Below are 18,875 nucleotides of genomic sequence, written 5' to 3'. Positions count from 1 at the left end.
ACCATGGCTGTGTTTCTGCTGGTACCCGGCGCCTGGCATGGCGCCTGGTGCTGGGAGGCGCTGACCCCGCTGCTGGAAGCGGCCGGGCATCAGGTGATCGCGCCGGATCTCGTGCAGGTCCCGACGGGGGTCAACCCGCTGCCGCTCTGGGCGCGGCAAGTGGCGGATCTGGCGCTGGCGGCGCCGGAGCCGGTGCTGCTGGTCGGCCATAGCCGGGGCGGGCTGGTGATTTCGGAAGCCGGCGCAATCGCCCCCCAGGCGGTCCGCAAGCTGGTCTATCTCACCGGCTTTCTGCTGCCGCCGGGCGGGAGCATGCAGAGCGCCATGGCCATGAAGGAAGCCGGTGGCGCGCCGGATTATCTACGCCCGGCACGCGGGCGCTGCCTGGCGGTAGCAGCTGAGGCGGTGGTGCCCCGGTTTTACAATCTCGCCCCGCCGGAGCTGGTGGCCCGTGCCGCCGCGCGGCTGCGGCCGGAGCCGATGGGGAGTTTCTCGGCATCCCTCACCGCCACGCCGGACCTGCCCCGCGCCTATATAGAATGCACCGAGGACAGGATTTTGCCTCTGGCCTTGCAGCGGGCGATGCAGGCGGCGCTGCCGTGCGAAACGGTCCTGACCCTGCAAGCCGACCACTCCCCCTTCCTCTCAACACCCAAAGCTTTAGCCAATGCGCTAGAACGCGCCTAACCCCCGAGGTAAGGAGCAAAAGTTTTTGGGGGGCGGAGGCGCCAAAGGTTCCAATGCTGCGCAGCAGCGTTGGAAAGGCGCCGGAGGGGTGGGGGACTTTTTCCAAAAAGTCCCCCATGACTTGCCTACCCAAGCCCGGCCAGACAAGCCAGCTGATAGGTCACGAACGCCGCCCCGTAGGCCAGCGCCAGCATATAGGCGAACACCAAAGCCGCCCATTGCCAGCCGCCGGTCTCGCGGCGGATGGTCGCCAGGGTGGAGGCGCATTGCGGCGAGAACACGTACCAGGCCAGCAGCGCCAGCGCGGTCGCGATGCTCCAATGCGCCGCCAGCACCCCGCCCAGATGCCCCGGATTATCCGCCGAGGCGGAGATGGAATAGACCGTACCGAGGGCGGCCACCGCCACCTCGCGCGCCGCCATGCCGGGGATCAGCGCGACATTGATCTGCCAGTTGAAACCGATCGGCTGGAAGATCGGCGCCAGCACATGGCCGATCCAGGCGGCGGCGCTGTAATCGATGGCGGGCTGGGTGGCGCCTTTCGGGGCCAGCGGCAGCGAGCAGAGCGCCCAGATCACGATCATCATCGAGAAAATCGTCGTGCCGGCGCGCTTCAGAAACGCCTTCGCGCGCTGCCAGAGGCCGATGGCGACACTGCGCGGGCTCGGCATCTTGTAATCCGGCAGCTGCAGCAGGAACGGGTCATGCTGCGCCTTGCGCCAGACCAGGCGCTTCATGATGAAGGACACACCCAAAGCCGCGACAATGCCGACCGCATAGAGCCCGAACATCACCAGCCCCTGCAGCTGGATGCCCAGCACATGCCTGTCCGGAATGAAGGCGCCGATGATCAGCGTATAGACCGGAATCCGCGCCGAGCAGGTCATCAAAGGCGCCACCAGGATCGTCGCCAGCCGGTCCCGCCGGCCATCGATCACCCGGGTGGCCATGATGCCGGGAATGGCGCAGGCGAAGCTGGAGAGCAGCGGAATGAAGGCCCGCCCATGCAGCCCGGCCCCGCCCATGATCCTGTCCATCAGGAAGGCGGCGCGGGCCATATAGCCGAAATCCTCCAGCACCAGAATGAAGAAGAACAGGATCAAAATCTGCGGCAGGAACACCACCACGGAGCCGACGCCGTTCAACACGCCATCGCGCAGGAAGGAGAGCAACGGCCCGGCGGGCAGCACATGCCCGGCCAGCACGCCCAGCCAATCGAACAGGTTGGAAATCGCGTCCATCGGCGCCTGCGCCCAGGTGAACACCGCCTGGAACATCACGAACAGGATGGCGAACAGCACCACCAGCCCGGCGATGGGGTGCAGCAGCACCTTATCGATGCGCGCCGTGGTGCTGTAGGTCTGCGCCGGCATCGTCACGCAGGCGGCGATCAACGCATCCGCCTGGCGTTGCAGGTCGCGCATGGCGTGGCGGTCCGGCGCTTCCCAGGCGGGCACGGGCTTGGGCGCCGGCAGCCCCAGCGCCACACGCTCATCCAGGAAGGCCAGCAGCTCGCGGATGCCGGCCTTGCGCACCGCCACCGAGGCGATGACCGGCATGCCCAGCATCCCCGCCAGCTTTTCAGTATCGATGACGATGCCGCGATTCTTGGCGATATCCGCCATGTTCAGCACCAGCGCCATCGGCGCGCCGAGCGCTTTCAGCTCCAGCGCCAGCCGCAGCGAGAGCCGCAGATCCGTCGCATCCGCCACGCAGAGCAGAAATTCCGGCAGCGCCTCGCTGGCCACCCGGCCCAGCACGACGTCACGGGCGATCACCTCATCCGGGCTGCGGGCGCGCAAGGAGTAGGTGCCGGGCAGATCCAGCACCCGGATGGCGCGCCCGCCCGGCGTGGTGAAATTGCCGGCCTTGCGCTCAACCGTGACCCCTGGATAATTCGCCACATGCTGGCGGCTGCCGGTCAAGGCGTTGAAAAGCGCGGTCTTGCCGCAATTGGGGTTGCCGATCAGCGCGATCCGCGCGGTATTGTCGGCAAGCAAAACGGCGCCGTTTTCCGGGGCCTCGGCGCAATGGCTCATCTGTTAAATCCGGTTCAGGCGGGCACCACCAGCACCGCGCTGGCTTCCCGCCGGCGCAGCGCGAAGGTGGCGCGGCCATTGATCCGCACCGCGATCGGGTCGCGCCGGATCAGCCCCTGGTGCAGCACCTCGATCTCGGCCCCCTCCACCAGCCCCATCTCCAGCAGCCGGCGCTCCAGCTCCTCTTCCGGCAGGCTGCCCTGCACGCCGATCGGGTCCACCGCGAGAATATTGCCTTTGAAGCCGGGCTTCGCCTGCCCCAGCGTCATGTCACGCGGGGTGGTTCCAGCATCGGACGAGCCTAAATGGGTCTGGCGCAGCACTTGATATCCCCAGCAGAGGTTTGAAGCCCAGACTTAATGCGAATGAATGTCAAAAACAATGATTTGAATCAAGGCGCCGAGTCATCCCCGCCATGCGCCAGCCCCATTTGCCCTTCAGGCTGGCCAGGATGAAATTTTTCGCCCTCTATGCCCGCGTGCTCGGCCTGCTCCGGCAGGACCGCGCCATCGCCTGGTTCCTGGTCCTGGCCAATCTGGCGGTGATGGGCTTTCAGTTCGCCGAGCCAGTGCTGTTCGGCCGGGTCATCAATCTGCTCACCGGGGCCGATGCGCAGGCGCGGGCCGCGGTGGTGCGAGGGGCGGTGAGGCTGCTCGGGCTTTGGGCGATGGTCGGGCTGGCCAGCATCGGCGCCAGCATCGTGCTCGCCGTGCAGGCCGAGCGGCTGGCGCATCGCAACCGGCTGCTGGCGATGAGCCGGTTTTACCAGCATGTGCTCTCAATGCCGCCCGCCTTCCATACCCGCCGCCATTCCGGCCAGCTGATGAAAATCATGCTCTCCGGCGCCGACGCTCTGTTCTGGATGTGGCTGACCTTCTTCAAGGAGCATCTGGCCACGGCACTCGCCATTCTGCTGCTGCTGCCGCTCACTCTGGTGCTGAACTGGCGGCTGGCGCTGGCGCTGATCCTGCTGGTGGTGCTGTTTTGCGCCCTCACCGCCTTCGTGATCACCCGCACGGAAACCGCCCAGCGCCAGGTCGAGCGCCACCAGTCCAACCTCGCCGGCACCGCGCAGGATACGCTGGCGAATGTGCTGGTGGTGCAGGCCTTCACCCGCCTCACCGCCGAGACCACCCAGTTCCGCCGCACCAGCGAGGCGGTGCTGAACCGGCAGATCCCGGTGCTGAACTGGTGGGCGCTGCTCAGCGTCGTCACCTCGGCGGCCAGCACCATCACCATCATCGTCATCTTCATGCTGGGCACGCTGTTGCATCTGCGCGGCCAGGCGAGTGTCGGCGCCATCGTCACCTTCATGGGCTTTGCCATGCTGCTGGTCGGGCGGCTGACCGGGGCGATGGGCTTCATCTCCCGGCTGTTCCTGCAAATGCCCACCCTGGCGGAATTCTTCACCGTGCTGGACGCGCCCAGCCTGCTGCCCGAGGCGCCGGGGGCCAAAGCTTTGGCGCTGCGCGCCGGCGCGGTGCGGTTCGAGCATGTCAGCTTCGGCTATCAAAGCGCGGTGCCGATCGTCGAGGATCTGGATTTCACCGCCCGCCCCGGCAGCGTCACCGCCCTGGTCGGCGCCACCGGGGCCGGCAAATCCACCACCATGGCGCTGCTGCAACGCTATTGGGATCCGAGCGCCGGCGCCATCAGCATCGACGGCCAGGATCTGCGGGCTGTCACGCTGGACTCGCTGCGCGGCGCCATCGGTGTGGTGTTTCAGGACGCCATGCTGTTCAACCGCTCCATCCGCGAGAATCTGCTCATCGGCCGCCCGGACGCGACACCGGCAGACATCCACCGCGCCTGCGAAATGGCCGAGGCGTTAAATTTCATCGAGGCGCAGCCGGAGGGTTTTGAAACCCTGATCGGCGAACGCGGTGTTAACCTTTCTGGCGGACAAAAACAGCGCCTGGCGATTGCCCGGGCGATTTTGAAAAACCCGCCAATCCTGATTCTGGATGAAGCCACTTCGGCGCTGGATGCCGCCACCGAGGCCAGCGTTTCCAGGGCCTTGCGGCAGCTGATGCAAGGGCGGACGAGCTTTGTCGTCGCGCATCGCCTCTCTACCATCCGCGATGCGGATGAGATTTTGGTGTTCGCGGCCGGGCGGATCGTCGAACGCGGGACGTTCCAGCATTTGCTGGCGCAGCGCGGCGTCTTCGCGCATCTGGTCGAAACACAGCTTACACCTGAAATGTCTGAGACCAACTCAAATAATAATTGAACCTTGCCGCGGCTTTGCCCCATACTTGCTGAAAACGGAGGAATAAAATGCTCGTAAGTGCGATCTTGAAGAACAAGCCCCCCGGTTTCGTTTCGGTTCCGGCGGATCTGCCGGTCAGCGGTGTCGTCAGCATCCTGGCGGAGAAAGTCATCGGCGCCGTGCTGGTGGTGGAAAATGGCGAGCTGATCGGCATTCTCAGCGAGCGCGACGTGGTCCGCACCCTGGCCACCCGCGCCGCTGGCACACTCTCGATGACCGCCGGCGCGCTGATGACCCGCAAGATCACCACCGGCACCCCGGAAACCACCGTCGAGCAGGCGATGGAGATGATGACCAACGGGCATTTCCGCCATCTGCCGATCCTGGAAAATGGCCGCCTCACCGGGCTGGTGAGCATTGGCGACGTGGTGAAGGCCCGGATCGACCAGAGCCAGCACGAGGTGGACAGTTTGCGCACCTACGTCGCCGGGCGGGTTTAGCGGCGCTGTAAACCGGGCGAGCTTGTGCGCCGTACAAACAAGAACAATTGTGCTTCGCACAAAGACCAACAACTGTGCTTCGCACAAAGCTGCCCGGTTGATTTGCGTCATTGACTTGGGCGGCTGGCGGGCGCTTTTTTCGCCCAGGATTTTCACGAACGCGGGTCGAGATGCATAAATTTCTTACCAAATGCGACGAGGCGCTGGCCGACATCTCGGCCCAGGGGCGCTATCGCCGTTTCGTGGCGCTGGAGAAGCTGGCTGACCGCTTCCCCTATTATTCCGTCACCATGGAAGGCCAGACGCGGGATATCCTGGTCTGGTCCACCAATGATTACCTCGCCATGGGCACCGACCCACGGGTGATCGAGGCCGCCTCCGCCGCCGCCCAGCGCTACGGTGCGGGGGCCGGCGGGACCCGCAACATCGCCGGCTCCTCGCCGCTGCATGTCGCCCTTGAGGAGGAGCTGGCCGATCTGCACGGCAAGGATGCCGCCCTACTGTTTACCTCCGGCTATGTCTCCAACCAGGCGACGCTGACGGCGATTTTGAATTCCCTGCCGGATTGGCATGTGTTCTCGGACGCGCAGAACCATAATTCCATGATCGTCGGCATCAAGGGCGGCAAGACCGCCACGGTGCATGTGTTCAAGCATAATGATCTTGCGGATCTGGAGCGGCTGCTGGCCGCCGCCCGGCCGAGGCGCCGAAGCTGATCGTCTTCGAGAGCGTCTATTCCATGGATGGCGACATCGCCCCGATGAAGGAAATCTGCGACCTCGCGGACAAGTACAACGCCCTCACCTATCTGGACGAGGTGCATGCGGTGGGCATGTATGGCGCGCATGGCGGCGGCGTTTCCGAGCGCGATGGTGTCGCCAACCGCATCACTATCATCGAAGGCACGCTGGCCAAGGGCTATGGCTGCCATGGCGGCTATATCACCGGCGATTTCAAGGTGCTGGATTATATACGCTCGGTCGCGGCCGGGTTCATCTTCACCACCGCTCTGCCGCCGCCGACCGTCGCCGCGGCGCTGACCTCCATCCGCATCCTGAAAGAGGATGATGAGCGCCGGGCTTTGCTGTTCGACCGCGCGGAGACGCTGAAGGCGAAGTTCAAGGCGGCTGGCCTGCCGGTGATGGAGAGCAACTCCCATATCGTGCCGCTGATGATCGGCGACGCCGCCAAGGCCACCGAAGTCTCGATGCGGCTGATCCGGGAATTCGGCATGTATGCCACGCCGATCAACTATCCCACCGTGGCGCGCGGCACCGAGCGTCTGCGCTTCACCCCCGGCCCGAAACACACGGATGCGATGATGGATGACCTGGTGGCGGCCCTGCAGCAGATAGTGCTGCCGGCCAAGGTGGCGGCGTGATCGATCTCGGGCTGACGGGCAAGCCGGTTCTCGTCACTGGCGGCTCCAAGGGCATCGGCCTGGCCTGCGCCAAGGCGTTTCTGGCGCAAGGGGCAAGGGTGGCCATCGCCTCGCGCGATCAGACCAATATCGACGCCGCGCTGGCGGCGCTTCCGGGTGCCATCGGCTTCGCCGCCAATCTCTCGGATGCGGATGCGGCGCTGGCACTGCTGGACAAGACCGAGGCCGCGCTTGGGGCCCTGGAGGTGCTGGTGAACAGCGCCGGCGCCGCGCGGCGCAACCCGCCGCCGGACCTCACCCCAGACGCCTACCGCGCCGCGATGGACGCGAAATATTTCTCCACCATCAATCTGGTCGACCCCGCGATCAAGCGCATGGCCGCGCGCGGGCATGGTGCCATCGTCAACATCATCGGCGTCGGCGGCAAGGTGGCGGCCCCCGAGCATATCGCCGGCGGCGCGGCGAATGCGGCCTTGATGCTGGCCACGGCCGGCCTCGCCGCCGCCTACGCCGATTCCGGCGTGCGCATCAACGGCATCAATCCCGGGCTGACGGATACCGGCCGCGTGCAGGAAGGGCTGCAAGCCACCGCGCGTAGCCGCAACATCTCCATGGACGAGGCTTTGACCGAGACGGTGGCGAAAATCCGCGCCGGGCGGATGGCCAAGCCGGAAGAGATCGCCAATGCGGTGCTGTTCCTCGCCTCGCCGCTCTCCAGCTACGTCAACGGCGCCGTGCTGCCGATGGACGGGGTCCAGAACCCGGTCATCTGAGGGCCAAAGCGGCCTGGTTTCAGTGATCCCTCCCGGCGACGACCCAGAAGGCGCCCGATGCGGTTTCAGCCACCCATCGGATGCGCAGGAGGGCCGGAACAAAACGCTCCAAAACGAGACAAGCACGAGAGCGATATAGGTTGAGGCCGACGCGGCGGCGTCAAAATAAACACATGGAATTGCTGGCCAAAACAAAAATGAGCGCGTCCAGCTAAAGGCTTGATGCATCAGAGTTCTTCCGTGACCATGAAAAATATGCAATAAGCTACATATCAGAGGCCGAATAACGGCCCGGAAATAAAACAAAATGACAAAAAGACGACCAAAAAGCGCAACTCTTCTGGAGGAATAAAGAATATGAAGCTCGCAAACCCCGCCCCCTCGGGCTGTTCGGCTTTGCCCTGACCACCTGGCTTCTCTGTCTAATCAATTCCGGCTTCATGCCGCCACCGCCGTGCCGCTGGTGCTGGCCATGGCCATCGCTTTCGGCGGCACCGCGCAATTCTGCGCCGGGCTGATGGAGATGGTGAAAGGCAACAGCTTCGGCTTCGTTGCGTTCTGCTCCTACGGCGCCTTCTGGTGGAGCTTCGCGCTGTTCGTGGAATTCTTCGCCAAGGGCGTGCCGGCTGTCGCTGTCGGCTGGTATCTGCTGGTCTGGGGCGTTTTCACCATCGCGATGTGGGTCGGCACCTTCGCGCTGAACCGCACCCTGTTCCTGATCTTCGCGGCCTTGTCCGTCACCTTCCTGCTGCTCGGCTTCAAGGATCTGCTGGGCATCCCCGCCCTGGGCACACTGGGCGGCTATGGCGGGCTGATCACCGCGATCCTGGCCTTCTATCTCGGCGCTGCTGAGATCATCAACGAGGCGCATGGCCATACCGTGCTGCCGATCGGCGTGCCCGGCCCGCGCCTGAGCCACGCCGCCGCCGAATAATTTACCAACAATAAGCTAACCCCTCACTGACCCAGGCGCCGCAAGCGTCTGGGTTTTTTGCGCCCGCCGGCTTGGCGCGCGGGACAGGCTCTTGCTGTTTGTTAGAGCAATATGTGTTTATCTTGACGCTGGCGTGCCAACCTAAACACATATTGCTCTCAGCCTCCGCCTTGCCGCGTCAGGCCGCATGGGGGGCTGCGGCTTCAAACCCCGCGATCAGCCCCGCCACCGCCTCCGCCGGCACCGGCCGCGAAATCAGAAAGCCTTGAATGAAATGGCCGCCCAGCGCCGCGATGGTGTGCAGCTGCTCCAGCGTCTCCACCCCTTCCACCACGCAATCCAGCCGCAGATTATCGCACAGCGAAATGATCGTCTTGACGATATTGGCAGAGGTGGCGCTGGAATGAACATCGATCACGAAGCTGCGGTCGATCTTGATCTTATCCAGCTGCAACCGGCTGACATGGCTGAGGCTGGAAAAGCCGGTGCCGAAATCATCCAGCGCAATCCGCGCCCCAGCGCCCGCAATTCCCGCAAACAGGATTGCGCATGCTCGAAATCATCCAGCAAGGCGGATTCCGTCACCTCGAACTCGATCCGCGACGGCGCCAGCCCGCTCCCCGTCACCAGCGTGCGGAGCCTGCTCATCGTCTCCACCGAGGTGAAATTATACGGCGAAAGATTGAAGTTCAGACTGACATGTTCCGGCCACTCCCTCGCCGCCGCCAGGGCTTTTTGCAACAGCACCGCCGTCATCGGGCAAACCAGCTGGGAGCGTTCGGCCAATGGCACGAACAGGCCCGGGCTCACCAGCCCCAGCTCCGGGCTTTGCCAGCGCGCTAGCGCCTCGAACGCCACCACCTTGCGCTGGGCGACATCCACAATCGGCTGGAACGCCACCCATAATTCAGATTCCATATCGGAATGGCGAAATGCCTGCTCCAGCCGGGCCTCGGCGCGGATGCGTGTTTCATGCTCCCGGGAGAACAGCACCATCCCGCCTTTTTCCGTCTGCTTGCCGTGATACAGCGCGTAGTCCGCGCGCTCGAACAACTCCTCGGCGGTGCCGCCGGCATCCGGATAGATCGCCACCCCCAGCGAGCTGGAAATGGTCGCCAGCCGGTCCCCGACGATGCACGGCGCTTCCAGCACATGCCGCACATCGGCGGCGAATTGCCGCACCGCCGCACCGCCCTGGCAATCGCGCAAAATCACCCCAAACTCATCCCCACCCAGCCTGGCGATGAAAATCCCCTCCCCCACCAGACGCCGCAGCCGCGCGCCGACCTGTGAGAGCAACCTGTCTCCGGCGGCGTGGCCATGCATGTCGTTGATGCCTTTGAATCGGTCCAGATCCATCAGCGCCACTGCGAGGCATCGTCCGCCTTGTGCGGCATCGCTCAGCGCCTGCTCCAGCTCGGCGAAAAACCGCCGCCGGTTGGGCAGCCCGGTGAGCGAGTCCAGATAGGCCAGACGCGAATTCTCGTCCGAAAGAAGCTGCGTCTCGCGCTGGCGGCGTTGCAATTCCCGCTCCGAATGGCTGAGGGCGACGAAATCCGCCGCATTGCGCAGCAGCATCTGCAGGGTGACAAACAGCACCAGAACCGTCCCGGCGCCGCTCAGCCGCACCGGCGTTTGCGGCGCCGAGAGAAACACCAGCGCATAAGGCACGCCGACGATCAACCCCAGCAGGATCGCCGCACTGCGCAGGCTGATCAGGCAGATGAAACAGGTGAGCAGCGTCAGCGCCACCGTAATCTCCACCTGCAAACGCTGATAGACATCGCCATAGGGCAGCAGCAGCAGCGCCCAGCCGCCGGCACAGCTCCCCAGCACCACCCCGCTGCGCCGCGCCGCGCGCAGCTTGCGCACCGCGTCCTCGCGCGGGGTCAGGTGCCGGCGCCGATGCAGCCACAGCGCCAGGCGGATCGTCGCCGTTATTAGCAGCAGCAGCGGGATCGCCCGCCCCAGCAATGGCGGCGCCACACGCATATGCGTGATTGCCAGGCTGGTCAGGTTGAAGATCAACACCAAATAGAATGCGGGCACATACTGCGACAGCGCCGCAAGCTGCGTTGCCGCCAGGGCAGGATCATCCTCCGGCAGGGCCATCAGGTCGCGCAGCCAATGCATGAAACGCGACGCCCATAACAGCTTGCGCATGGTTTCCCGGCCCCTGGAAAAAAATCTGCTCATGCCGCCAGCAGACCCGAATTTTGTAAACAAAATGTATATTCCGGAGTCGAATATTTATCCGCCGTTAACGCGCTGATGCCGCGCGATTTTCCATCCCTGTTTCGGTATGCAGCAAAAATGTCACGTCAGAGGCTTGATAAAGGTCAATGCGCCAGACCTCGAAAGATGGCTGATTCCGGGCATTGATCCTGACCCAGGAGACTGTGTTATGTCGGACAAGACCCAAAACGACCCGTTCAACGTTCTCGGCATCTCCAAGGAGTTTCTCGCCGCCGCGAAGCTCCCTTATGGCGGCGCCATGTTCACGGACATGGCCGAGCGCATGCAAAGCCTGACCCAGGCGCAGATCGCCTATGGCCAGACCATCCTGCGCGCCAACGCCACCCTGCTTTCCGCTTGGCTGGATACCAAAGCCGCGCGTGATGCCGAGGACGGGCCGCAAGCCCGGGCCGAGCGCCCCAGCAAGGCCGCGCACCGGCCGGATGTTTCCGCCCCATGACGCCCCCCGCCGCTCCGGGACGGCTTGCCGGAAAGCGCGGGCTCATTCTTGGCATCGCCAACCAGCACAGCATCGCCACCGGCTGCGCCCAGGCCTTCGCGCAGGAGGGCGCGGTGCTGGCCGCCACCTATCTCAACGACAAGGCCAAGCCCTTCGTCGAAGCCGTCACCTCCACCCTGCCCTGTGAGCTGCTGTTGCCCTGCGACGTGCAGGTGCCCGGCGCGCTGGAGGCGGTGTTCGAGGCGGTGAAGGCCAATGGGGCGGGCTGGATTTTCTGCTGCACGCCATCGCCTTCGCCCCGGCGCAGGATCTGCACGGCCGTGTGGTGGACAGCTCCGCCGCCGGCTTCGCCCAGGCGATGGATATTTCCTGCCACTCCTTCCTGCGCGCCGCCAGGCTGGCCGAGCCCTTGATGCCGCAAGGCGGCACGCTGCTCGCGGTCACCTATCAGGGCTCCGAGCGCGTCATCCCGCATTACGGGCTGATGGGCCCGGTGAAGGCGGCGCTGGAGAGCGCCGTGCGCTACGCCGCCGCCGAGTTGGGGGCAAGGCCATCCGGGTCAACGCCATCTCGCCCGGCCCCATCGCCACCCGTGCCGCCAGCGGCATCGAGCATTTCTCCGAGCTGCTGGACAATGCCGCCCGCCTGTCGCCGGAACGGCGGCTCGCCAGCATCGAGGATTGCGGGGCGCTCGCCGCCTTCCTGGTCTGCGATGCGGCGCGCATGCTCACCGGCCTCATCCTGCCCATCGATGGCGGTGAACATCTCATCGGGAATTAGGAAGCCTCTCATGTCCGAACCACCCCACCCCCAAGCGGATCTCGACCGCGCCTTGCACGCCGCCCAGGCGCGGCTCACTGGCGGCCTCTCCCTCGCCGCTTTGGCCCTGGCCTGGGCGGATTGGGCGCTGCATCTCGCCGACCAGCCCGGCCGGCAGCTGCAGCTCGCCCGCCAGGCCGCGAACGACGCCCAGGCCCTCACCCACCAGGCGCTGGGCCTGTCCTACGAGCCGGTGACGCCCGAGCCGCAGGATCACCGCTTCCGCGACCCGAGCTGGGCCCAGGGCCCGGCGGCCTTCGCCGTCCAGGCCTTCCTGCGCGGCGAGCGCTTCTGGCAGGCGGCTACCACCGATATCGACGGCGTCAGCCATGAGAATGAGCGTATCGTCAATTTCGCCGCCCGCCAGGTGCTGGACGTGCTCGCCCCCTCCAACTTTCCCTCACCAACCCGGAAGTGCTCAAGCGCGCCCAGGAAAGCCAGGGCGAGAGCCTGCGCCAGGGCGCGAAAAACCTGATCGAGGATCTGCGCGCCGCCGGCACCAGCAAAACCCAGCCCCTGCCGATGCGCCCCGGCCATGACGTCGCGCTCACCCCTGGCCGGGTGGTGCTGCGCAATGAATTGCTGGAGCTGATCCAATATGCCCCGGAGACGCAGACCGTGCGCCCGGAGCCTATCCTCATCGTCCCCGCCTGGATCATGAAATATTACATCCTCGACCTCTCGCCGCAGAATTCGATGGTGAAATATCTGCTCTCCCAGGGCTTCACCGTGTTCTGCATCTCCTGGCGCAACCCGGACGCCTCGATGCGCGATGTGTCGCTGGATGATTACCGCCGCCTGGGCACCATGGCCGCCATCGACGCCGTCTCCGCCATCTGCAATGGTGAGAAAATCCACGCCGCCGGCTATTGCCTGGGCGGCACGCTGCTTTCCATCACCGCCGCCGCCATGGCGCGCGATGGCGATGAGCGGCTCGCCTCCCTCACCCTGCTCGCCGCGCAGACGGATTTCACCGAAGCCGGCGAGCTGCAGCTTTTCATCAACGAATCCCAGCTGCACTTCCTGGATGACGTGATGTGGGCGCAAGGCTATCTGGACGCCCCGCAAATGGCCGGCGCCTTCCAGATGCTGCGCGCCAACGACCTGGTCTGGTCGCAGATGATCCGCCGCTATTATCTCGGCGAGCAGGACCATCCGAATGATCTGATGTCCTGGAACATGGATGCCACCCGCATGCCCTACCGCATGCATTCGGAATATCTGCGCAAGCTGTTCCTGAATAACGACCTCGCCGAGGGCCGCTTCGAGGCCGGCGGGCGCAAGATCTCGCTGGCCGACATCAAGGCGCCGTTCTTCGTCATCGGCACCGAGACCGACCATATCGCCCCCTGGCGCTCGGTCTATAAACTGCAGCAGCTCAACCCGAATGATTTCACCTTCGTGCTCACCTCCGGCGGCCATAATGCCGGGGTGGTGAGCGAGCCGGGCCATCCGCACCGGCATTTCTGCAAGCTGGAGCGCAAGCCGGGGGATCTCTACGTGCCGCCGGATGAATGGCAGAGCCACGCTTATTGCCAGGAAGGGTCCTGGTGGCCGGACTGGGCCGGCTGGCTCGCCGCACGCTCCGGCGCCCCCACCAACCCGCCGCAGCTGGGCAACGCTGGCTACCCCGCGAAAGAGTCCGCCCCCGGCACCTATATTTTCCAACGCTGAAGGATATCACAATGGATATGCAGACCGAGCTGCTGGAAAACCGCATCTTCGCCGAGCTGGCGCTGGGCGATAGCGCCAGCCTCACCCGCACTGTGACGATGGACGATATCGCCCTCTTCTCCGTCATCTCCGGCGATGTGAACCCCGCGCATCTGGACAAGGACTATGCCGCGTCCGACCTTTTCCACCATATCATCGCCCAGGGCGTGCTCACCGCCGGGCTGATCTCCGCCGTGCTCGGCACCAAACTCCCCGGCCCCGGCACCATCTATCTCGGCCAGGAGCTGAAATTCCGCGCCCCGGTCTCCCCTGGCGACAGCATCACCGCGACGCTGACGATCACCGATCTGCAACCGGAAAAACACCGCGTCATTCTGGATTGCCATTGCCGCAACCAGGACGGCAAGGAGGTGCTGAGCGGCACCGCCACCGTGCAGGCGCCGACGGAAAAGGTCAGCCGCCCCGCCATCGCCTTGCCGGAAGTGCGGCTGCTGCGGCATGAGTTTCTGCGCATGCTGCTGGCCAAGGCCACCTCCGGCGAAAAACTCGCCACCGCCATCGCCTGGCCCTGCGATGAAACCTCCTTGCAGGCCGCCGCGGAGGCTGCACAGCGCGGCCTCATCACCCCCATCCTGGTCGGCCCGGCCGCGCTCATCCAGGCCAAAGCCGCTGAATATAACATCGATATTGCAGCCTTCCGCATCGAGGAGGCGGCAACCAGCGCGCAGGCCGCCAGCCGCGCCGTCGCTTTGGCGAAATCCGGCGAAGCCGGCGCGCTGATGAAAGGTGCCTTGCATAGTGATGAACTTCTGCACGAGGTGATGAAGCCCGAGACCGGCCTGCGCAATGGCAGCCGGCTCAGCCATGTCTATGTCATGGACGTGCCCGCCTACCCGAAACCGCTGCTGATCACCGATGCCGCGATCAATCTCTGCCCAAATCTTGAGGAAAAACGCGACATTCTGCAAAACGCCATCGATCTCGCCAAGGCCCTGGGCATCGAGGAACCGCGCGCCGCCATCCTGGCCGCGGTGGAAACCATCAACCCGCATATGCAGGCCACGTTGGATGCCGCCGCGCTTTGCAAGATGGCCGATCGCGGCCAGATCACGGGTGCCATCATCGACGGTCCCCTGGCTTTTGATAACGCGATCAGCGCCGACGCCGCCGCGCAGAAACACATCATCTCCCCGGTCGCCGGCCAGGCGGATATTCTGCTGGTGCCGGATATCGAATCCGGCAACATGCTGGCCAAACAGCTGAGCTTTCTCGCCAACGCGGATGCGGCGGGGATCGTTCTGGGCGCCAGCGTGCCGATCATCCTCACCAGCCGGGCGGATACGGAACGCGCCCGCCTCGCCTCCTGCGCCATCGCGGTGATGCTGGCTTCCCATCATGGCTGACGCGATCCTCACCATCAATGCCGGTTCCTCCAGCATCAAATTCGCTTTGTTCGAATTGCGCGATGGGCTGACCCGCATCGCCGAGGGCGAGGCCGAGAATATCGGCGCCGCCCCGCATCTGCGCATCAAGGCGGGCGGCACCCTGGCCTTCGAGCGGCGCTGGCCAAACCACGCGCCGCTGGATCATGAAGATCTTCTCAATGAAGTTCTGAACTGGGTGGAAGCCCATCTCGGCGCGGATAATCTCATCGCCGCCGGCCATCGCATCGTCCATGGCGGCGCCAGCTTCACCGCACCGTTGCTGCTCGACCCTTCGCATCTCGCCGAGATCGCCAAACTCAGCCAGCTCGCTCCTTTGCACGAGCCGCATAATTGCGCCGGGGTGCAGGCTCTGTTCAATCTCCGCCCAGGGCTGAAACAGATCGGCTGTTTCGATACCTCCTTCCATCACACCATGCCGGATGTCGCGACACGCTTCGCCCTGCCGGAAGCGCTGCATAAAGAAGGCGTGCGCCGCTACGGGTTTCACGGCCTCTCTTACGAATATATCGTCTCCCGCCTGCCCACCCAGGCCCCGCATCTGGTGAAAAGCCGTGTCATCATCGCGCATCTTGGCAATGGCGCTTCGATGTGCGCGGTGAAAAACGGCAACTCCATCGATTCCACCATGGGCTTCACCGCGCTCGATGGTCTGGTGATGGGCACGCGCACTGGCGCCATCGATGCCGGGGTGCTGCTCTATCTGATGCAATCCCACAACATGGACGAAGCCACCCTCACCGATCTGCTCTACAAGAAATCCGGCCTGCTCGGCCTCTCCGGCATTTCCGGCGATGTCCGGTTGCTGCTGGCCGATGGCTCGCCGGCCGCGAAACTGGCGCTGGATGTTTTCGCCTACCAGGCGGCGAAGCAGGCCGCCGGGCTGGTGGCGGCGCTTGGCGGGCTGGATGGGCTGATCTTCACCGCCGGCATCGGCGAGCACGCCGCCCCCATCCGCGCCGCCATCTGCGCGCATCTCTCCTGGCTGGGGCTGGAGCTTTCTCCGGAGGCCAATGACGCGAACGAGCCCGCCATCAGCACGCCGGAGAGCGCGATCGAGGTGCGGATCATCCCCACCGATGAGGAGCTGATGATCGCGCGCCACACGCTGAGCCTGCTGAGCCTGGCTCAGCCGGTCGGATAATCGGCGCTGTAGGAGTCTTCTTTCTGGCTGCTGATCTCCGCCAGACGCTCTTCCAGCTTCTTCGTCACCGCGTCATAGCCGAAGGCGCCGAGCACGATATGGCGCGGTGCCGTCTGCCTCTGCGTCAGCGCGATCATGACATCGCTGGCCCGGATTGGATCCCCCGCCTGGTTGCCGCTGCGCGCCCTGGTCGCCTCCAGCCGCGCCCCGGCGGTTTCGGCATAATCGGCGATCTTGTTGGGCGTCTGCTTCAGCGAGCGCCCGGCCCAATCGGTCCGGAACGGCCCCGGCTCGACGCACGTCACCTGAATGCCGAGCGCCTGCGTCTCGGCGCGCAACCCATCGGAGAACCCTTCCACCGCATGTTTGGAGGCGGCATAATAGGCCGAACCAGGAAAGCCGATCAGCCCGGCGACCGAGGTGATGTTGAGAATATGCCCGCTCTTGCGCGCCCGCATCACCGGCAGCACCGCGCGGGTGAGCGCGAACAGCCCGAACACATTGGCATCGAACATGGCGCGGATCTCATGCTCCTCGCCTTCCTCGGCGGAGCTTTGGTAGCCATAGCCGGCATTATTCACCAGCACATCGATCCGCCCGAATTTTTCCACCGCCGCCTTCACCGCCGCGTCGATCTCGCCCTGATCGGTGACATCCAGTCTCACCGCCAGCGCATTCGGCTTGTTCTCAACGATATCGGCAATCTGCGCGACATTGCGCGCAGTCACCACCACATTCCAGCCGCGCCGCAGCACCCGCAAGGCCAGCTCGCGGCCAAAGCCGGTCGAACAGCCGGTAATGAACCAAACAGGGTTTTGACTGTCGCTCATCGCATCCACTCCTTGCAAACAAGGCAGCTTATGTAGACCGTGTTGCCGGAATTTTCAGAGGTGACTTATATATTTCTTAAAATTTGCAGAAGTTTTTGGGGGTGTGGGGACTTTTTCCAAAAAGTCCCCACAAACGTTCGGGGCGGTGGCACGATGTTGCGACCACCCCAGACGTTTTTCGCCGCTTTTTTGTAAAAAAGCGGCACCAAAAAACTTTTATAACTTCGAAAAAGCCAGCTTAAAGCCGAAGAGAATGAAAACCCACCGGCGACGCGGTCCAGCCACGCAATCACCCCGGTCGCGCCAGCCCGCAGCAGCAGCGGCGGGCTGAACGAGATCAGGGCTTCACCACCACCGCGATGACGATGACGATGAACAGGATTGTCGGTACCTCATTGGCGATGCGATAAAACCGTTCCGCCCGGCGATTCGAATCATTCAGAAAATCCCGGCGCCAGCGCGAACAGGCGCCGTGAAACCCAAACATCAGCAGCAGGGCGACAATCTTCGTCCACCACCAGCCCGCACTCCAGCTCACCGCTCCTGGGGTCAGCACCAGCAGCACGCCGAAAATGAAGGTGGAGATCATCGCCGGATTGATGATCTGTTTCAGCAAACGCCGTTCCATCACCTTGAAGCGTTCGGATTCAACCGATCCCGGTTTCGTCTGGCAATGATACACATAGAGCCGGGGCAGATAGAACATCCCCGCCATCCAGGCGGAGAAGCTCATGATATGCAGCGCCAAAAACCATTTAAAACATGGCAACAGAACCGGAAAGCTCACGCCAGCACCTCGAAAATCTCATCCAGCCGGCTGAACACCCGCCTCGATCCCTCAGCCAGAAGTTTCGCGCCATCGCCGTGCGGATCATAGCCGTAAGCGACCATCCCCGCCGCCACCGCGGCGCGCGTGCCCAACACGCTATCCTCCAGAACGATGCAGCGTTCCGGCGCAATCCTCGCATCGGCGGCGGCTTCCAGAAACACATCCGGCGCCGGCTTCGCCCGCCCGCCGCGCGCGATCACCCTTCCTGCGGAAATGCAGCGCCCGGCGGTGATCTCTGACAAGCCGGTGCGGGCGAATTTCACCGCCATCTCCTCATCGGAGGAGTTGGAGGCGATGCGCCAGTCAAAGCCCAGCGCCGTCACCTTCTCCAGCATCGCATCCGCGCCGGGGATCAACGCCGCCTCCTCCTTCAACACCTCAACCAGCTGGTCCGCCATCGCGCGCCGCCAATCCGCCGGCAGGCTGCGTCCCAGCCTGGCCTCGATCACCGGCTGCATGTCGCCGATATTCATGCCGAGAAATTGCCGCATGGACTCTTGCGCATCCATCGCCCAGCCCAGCCGCGTCATCTCCGCCGCCACCACCCGGTTGGCCACAATCTCGCTGTCAATCAGCACGCCGTCGCAATCGAAAATAATCAAATCAGGACGCACGCTGTCTCTCCCAGGGGCAATCCTTATGCGCCGCCCCGCAGCGCCCGCCTTCCTTGCACAGGCCGGTTTCGCCCGCCCGCTTCACCAGCCCGGCCAGCGCCGCGATGAAGGCCGGATCATCATTCGCCACCCGCGCCCGGACATAAAGCTGCACCTTGTTTTCCTCGGCCAGATGCCGGTTCTCGATATCCAGCTCCACCAAGGTCTCGATATGGTCGGAGACAAACGCAATCGGCACCACCACGAGCCCGACACCATCCCGCCCGGCCTGCTCGATCGCCTGGATCGTGCTCGGCTCCAGCCAT

The 18,875-nt window shown here is 64.2% G+C and carries 15 protein-coding genes and 4 pseudogenes; 12 read left to right on the top strand and 7 right to left on the bottom strand.

Annotation, left to right across the window (positions count from 1 at the left end; translation table 11 throughout):
- Positions 1–3: 3 nt before the first annotated feature.
- Entirely contained in the window at positions 4–687 is a 684-nt protein-coding gene (locus tag GT370_RS15665; RefSeq protein WP_008494789.1) for an alpha/beta fold hydrolase, read from the top strand.
- Between the two features lie 125 nt (positions 688–812).
- On the opposite strand, the gene feoB is transcribed toward GT370_RS15665, so the two are convergent.
- Both feoB and GT370_RS15655 read right to left on the bottom strand, forming a co-directional pair.
- Positions 813–2,726: a ferrous iron transporter B gene (feoB, locus tag GT370_RS15660; protein WP_008494788.1), complete on the bottom strand. Its 1,914-nt coding sequence runs from the start codon at positions 2,724–2,726 to the stop codon at positions 813–815.
- A gap of 14 nt (positions 2,727–2,740) precedes the next feature.
- Complete coding sequence (locus tag GT370_RS15655) at positions 2,741–3,049, bottom strand: FeoA family protein (RefSeq protein ID WP_240376669.1); 309 nt, start codon at positions 3,047–3,049, stop codon at positions 2,741–2,743.
- A 128-nt stretch (positions 3,050–3,177) separates the two neighbouring features.
- Here GT370_RS15655 and GT370_RS15650 point away from each other — a divergent pair, with 128 nt between their 5' ends.
- The 5 genes and pseudogenes from GT370_RS15650 (at position 3,178) to GT370_RS15630 (ending at position 8,523) form a co-directional block, all read left to right on the top strand.
- Positions 3,178–4,956, top strand: coding sequence for a glucan ABC transporter ATP-binding protein/ permease (locus GT370_RS15650; protein ID WP_039885451.1), 1,779 nt, complete (start codon positions 3,178–3,180; stop codon positions 4,954–4,956).
- 47 nt (positions 4,957–5,003) lie between these two features.
- Positions 5,004–5,435, top strand: coding sequence for a CBS domain-containing protein (locus GT370_RS15645; protein WP_008494785.1), 432 nt, complete (start codon positions 5,004–5,006; stop codon positions 5,433–5,435).
- A gap of 170 nt (positions 5,436–5,605) precedes the next feature.
- A pseudogene (gene hemA, locus GT370_RS15640) lies at positions 5,606–6,816 on the top strand (5-aminolevulinate synthase).
- Entirely contained in the window at positions 6,813–7,589 is a 777-nt protein-coding gene (locus GT370_RS15635; RefSeq protein WP_008494782.1) for an SDR family oxidoreductase, read from the top strand. The pseudogene hemA and the gene GT370_RS15635 overlap by 4 nt, the downstream one beginning before the upstream one ends.
- A gap of 454 nt (positions 7,590–8,043) precedes the next feature.
- A complete protein-coding gene (locus GT370_RS15630; RefSeq protein WP_270183349.1) occupies positions 8,044–8,523 on the top strand; it encodes an acetate uptake transporter in 480 nt (159 codons plus the stop codon).
- 178 nt (positions 8,524–8,701) lie between these two features.
- Here GT370_RS15630 and GT370_RS15625 read toward each other — a convergent pair.
- A pseudogene (locus GT370_RS15625) lies at positions 8,702–10,101 on the bottom strand (putative bifunctional diguanylate cyclase/phosphodiesterase).
- Between the two features lie 826 nt (positions 10,102–10,927).
- On the opposite strand from GT370_RS15625, the gene GT370_RS15620 reads away from it, so the two are divergent.
- The 6 genes and pseudogenes from GT370_RS15620 (at position 10,928) to GT370_RS15595 (ending at position 16,297) form a co-directional block, all read left to right on the top strand.
- Entirely contained in the window at positions 10,928–11,218 is a 291-nt protein-coding gene (locus tag GT370_RS15620; protein ID WP_008494779.1) for a hypothetical protein, read from the top strand.
- Positions 11,215–11,998: pseudogene (fabI, locus tag GT370_RS15615) on the top strand (enoyl-ACP reductase FabI). Before GT370_RS15620 ends, fabI begins: the two are co-directional and overlap by 4 nt.
- Positions 11,931–12,688: pseudogene (locus GT370_RS15610) on the top strand (poly-beta-hydroxybutyrate polymerase N-terminal domain-containing protein); the annotation flags it as partial. The pseudogenes fabI and GT370_RS15610, both read left to right, overlap by 68 nt.
- Positions 12,689–12,694: 6 nt before the next feature.
- Positions 12,695–13,711: a PHA/PHB synthase family protein gene (locus GT370_RS15605; protein WP_442865547.1), complete on the top strand. Its 1,017-nt coding sequence runs from the start codon at positions 12,695–12,697 to the stop codon at positions 13,709–13,711.
- A gap of 11 nt (positions 13,712–13,722) precedes the next feature.
- Entirely contained in the window at positions 13,723–15,114 is a 1,392-nt protein-coding gene (locus tag GT370_RS15600; RefSeq protein ID WP_008494775.1) for a bifunctional enoyl-CoA hydratase/phosphate acetyltransferase, read from the top strand.
- Positions 15,107–16,297 carry an acetate/propionate family kinase gene (locus GT370_RS15595; protein WP_008494774.1) on the top strand — a complete coding sequence of 397 codons (1,191 nt, stop codon included), beginning with the start codon at positions 15,107–15,109 and terminating at the stop codon, positions 16,295–16,297. Before GT370_RS15600 ends, GT370_RS15595 begins: the two co-directional genes overlap by 8 nt.
- Here the strand turns inward: GT370_RS15595 and GT370_RS15590 are convergent.
- The 4 genes from GT370_RS15590 to GT370_RS15575 form a co-directional block, all read right to left on the bottom strand.
- The gene (locus GT370_RS15590) at positions 16,282–17,127 is read right to left on the bottom strand and encodes an oxidoreductase (protein ID WP_008494773.1); all 846 of its coding nucleotides are present in this window, start codon (positions 17,125–17,127) and stop codon (positions 16,282–16,284) included. The two genes, GT370_RS15595 and GT370_RS15590, sit on opposite strands and share 16 nt — an antisense overlap.
- A gap of 337 nt (positions 17,128–17,464) precedes the next feature.
- On the bottom strand, positions 17,465–17,914 hold the full coding sequence (gene hemJ, locus GT370_RS15585; RefSeq protein WP_008494772.1) for a protoporphyrinogen oxidase HemJ: 450 nt from the start codon (positions 17,912–17,914) through the stop codon (positions 17,465–17,467).
- On the bottom strand, positions 17,911–18,570 hold the full coding sequence (locus GT370_RS15580) for an HAD family hydrolase (protein ID WP_008494771.1): 660 nt from the start codon (positions 18,568–18,570) through the stop codon (positions 17,911–17,913). Before GT370_RS15580 ends, hemJ begins: the two co-directional genes overlap by 4 nt.
- Positions 18,560–18,856: a ferrochelatase gene (locus GT370_RS15575; RefSeq protein ID WP_270184414.1), complete on the bottom strand. Its 297-nt coding sequence runs from the start codon at positions 18,854–18,856 to the stop codon at positions 18,560–18,562. Before GT370_RS15575 ends, GT370_RS15580 begins: the two co-directional genes overlap by 11 nt.
- Between the last annotated feature and the right edge of the window lie 19 nt (positions 18,857–18,875).

Origin of the sequence: Acidocella sp. MX-AZ03, from assembly GCF_027626035.1 — a bacterium.
Taxonomy (GTDB): domain Bacteria; phylum Pseudomonadota; class Alphaproteobacteria; order Acetobacterales; family Acetobacteraceae; genus Acidocella; species Acidocella facilis.
The sequence above is the reverse complement of the archived record's forward strand: the minus strand, read 5'-3'. Positions and strand labels throughout refer to the sequence as shown.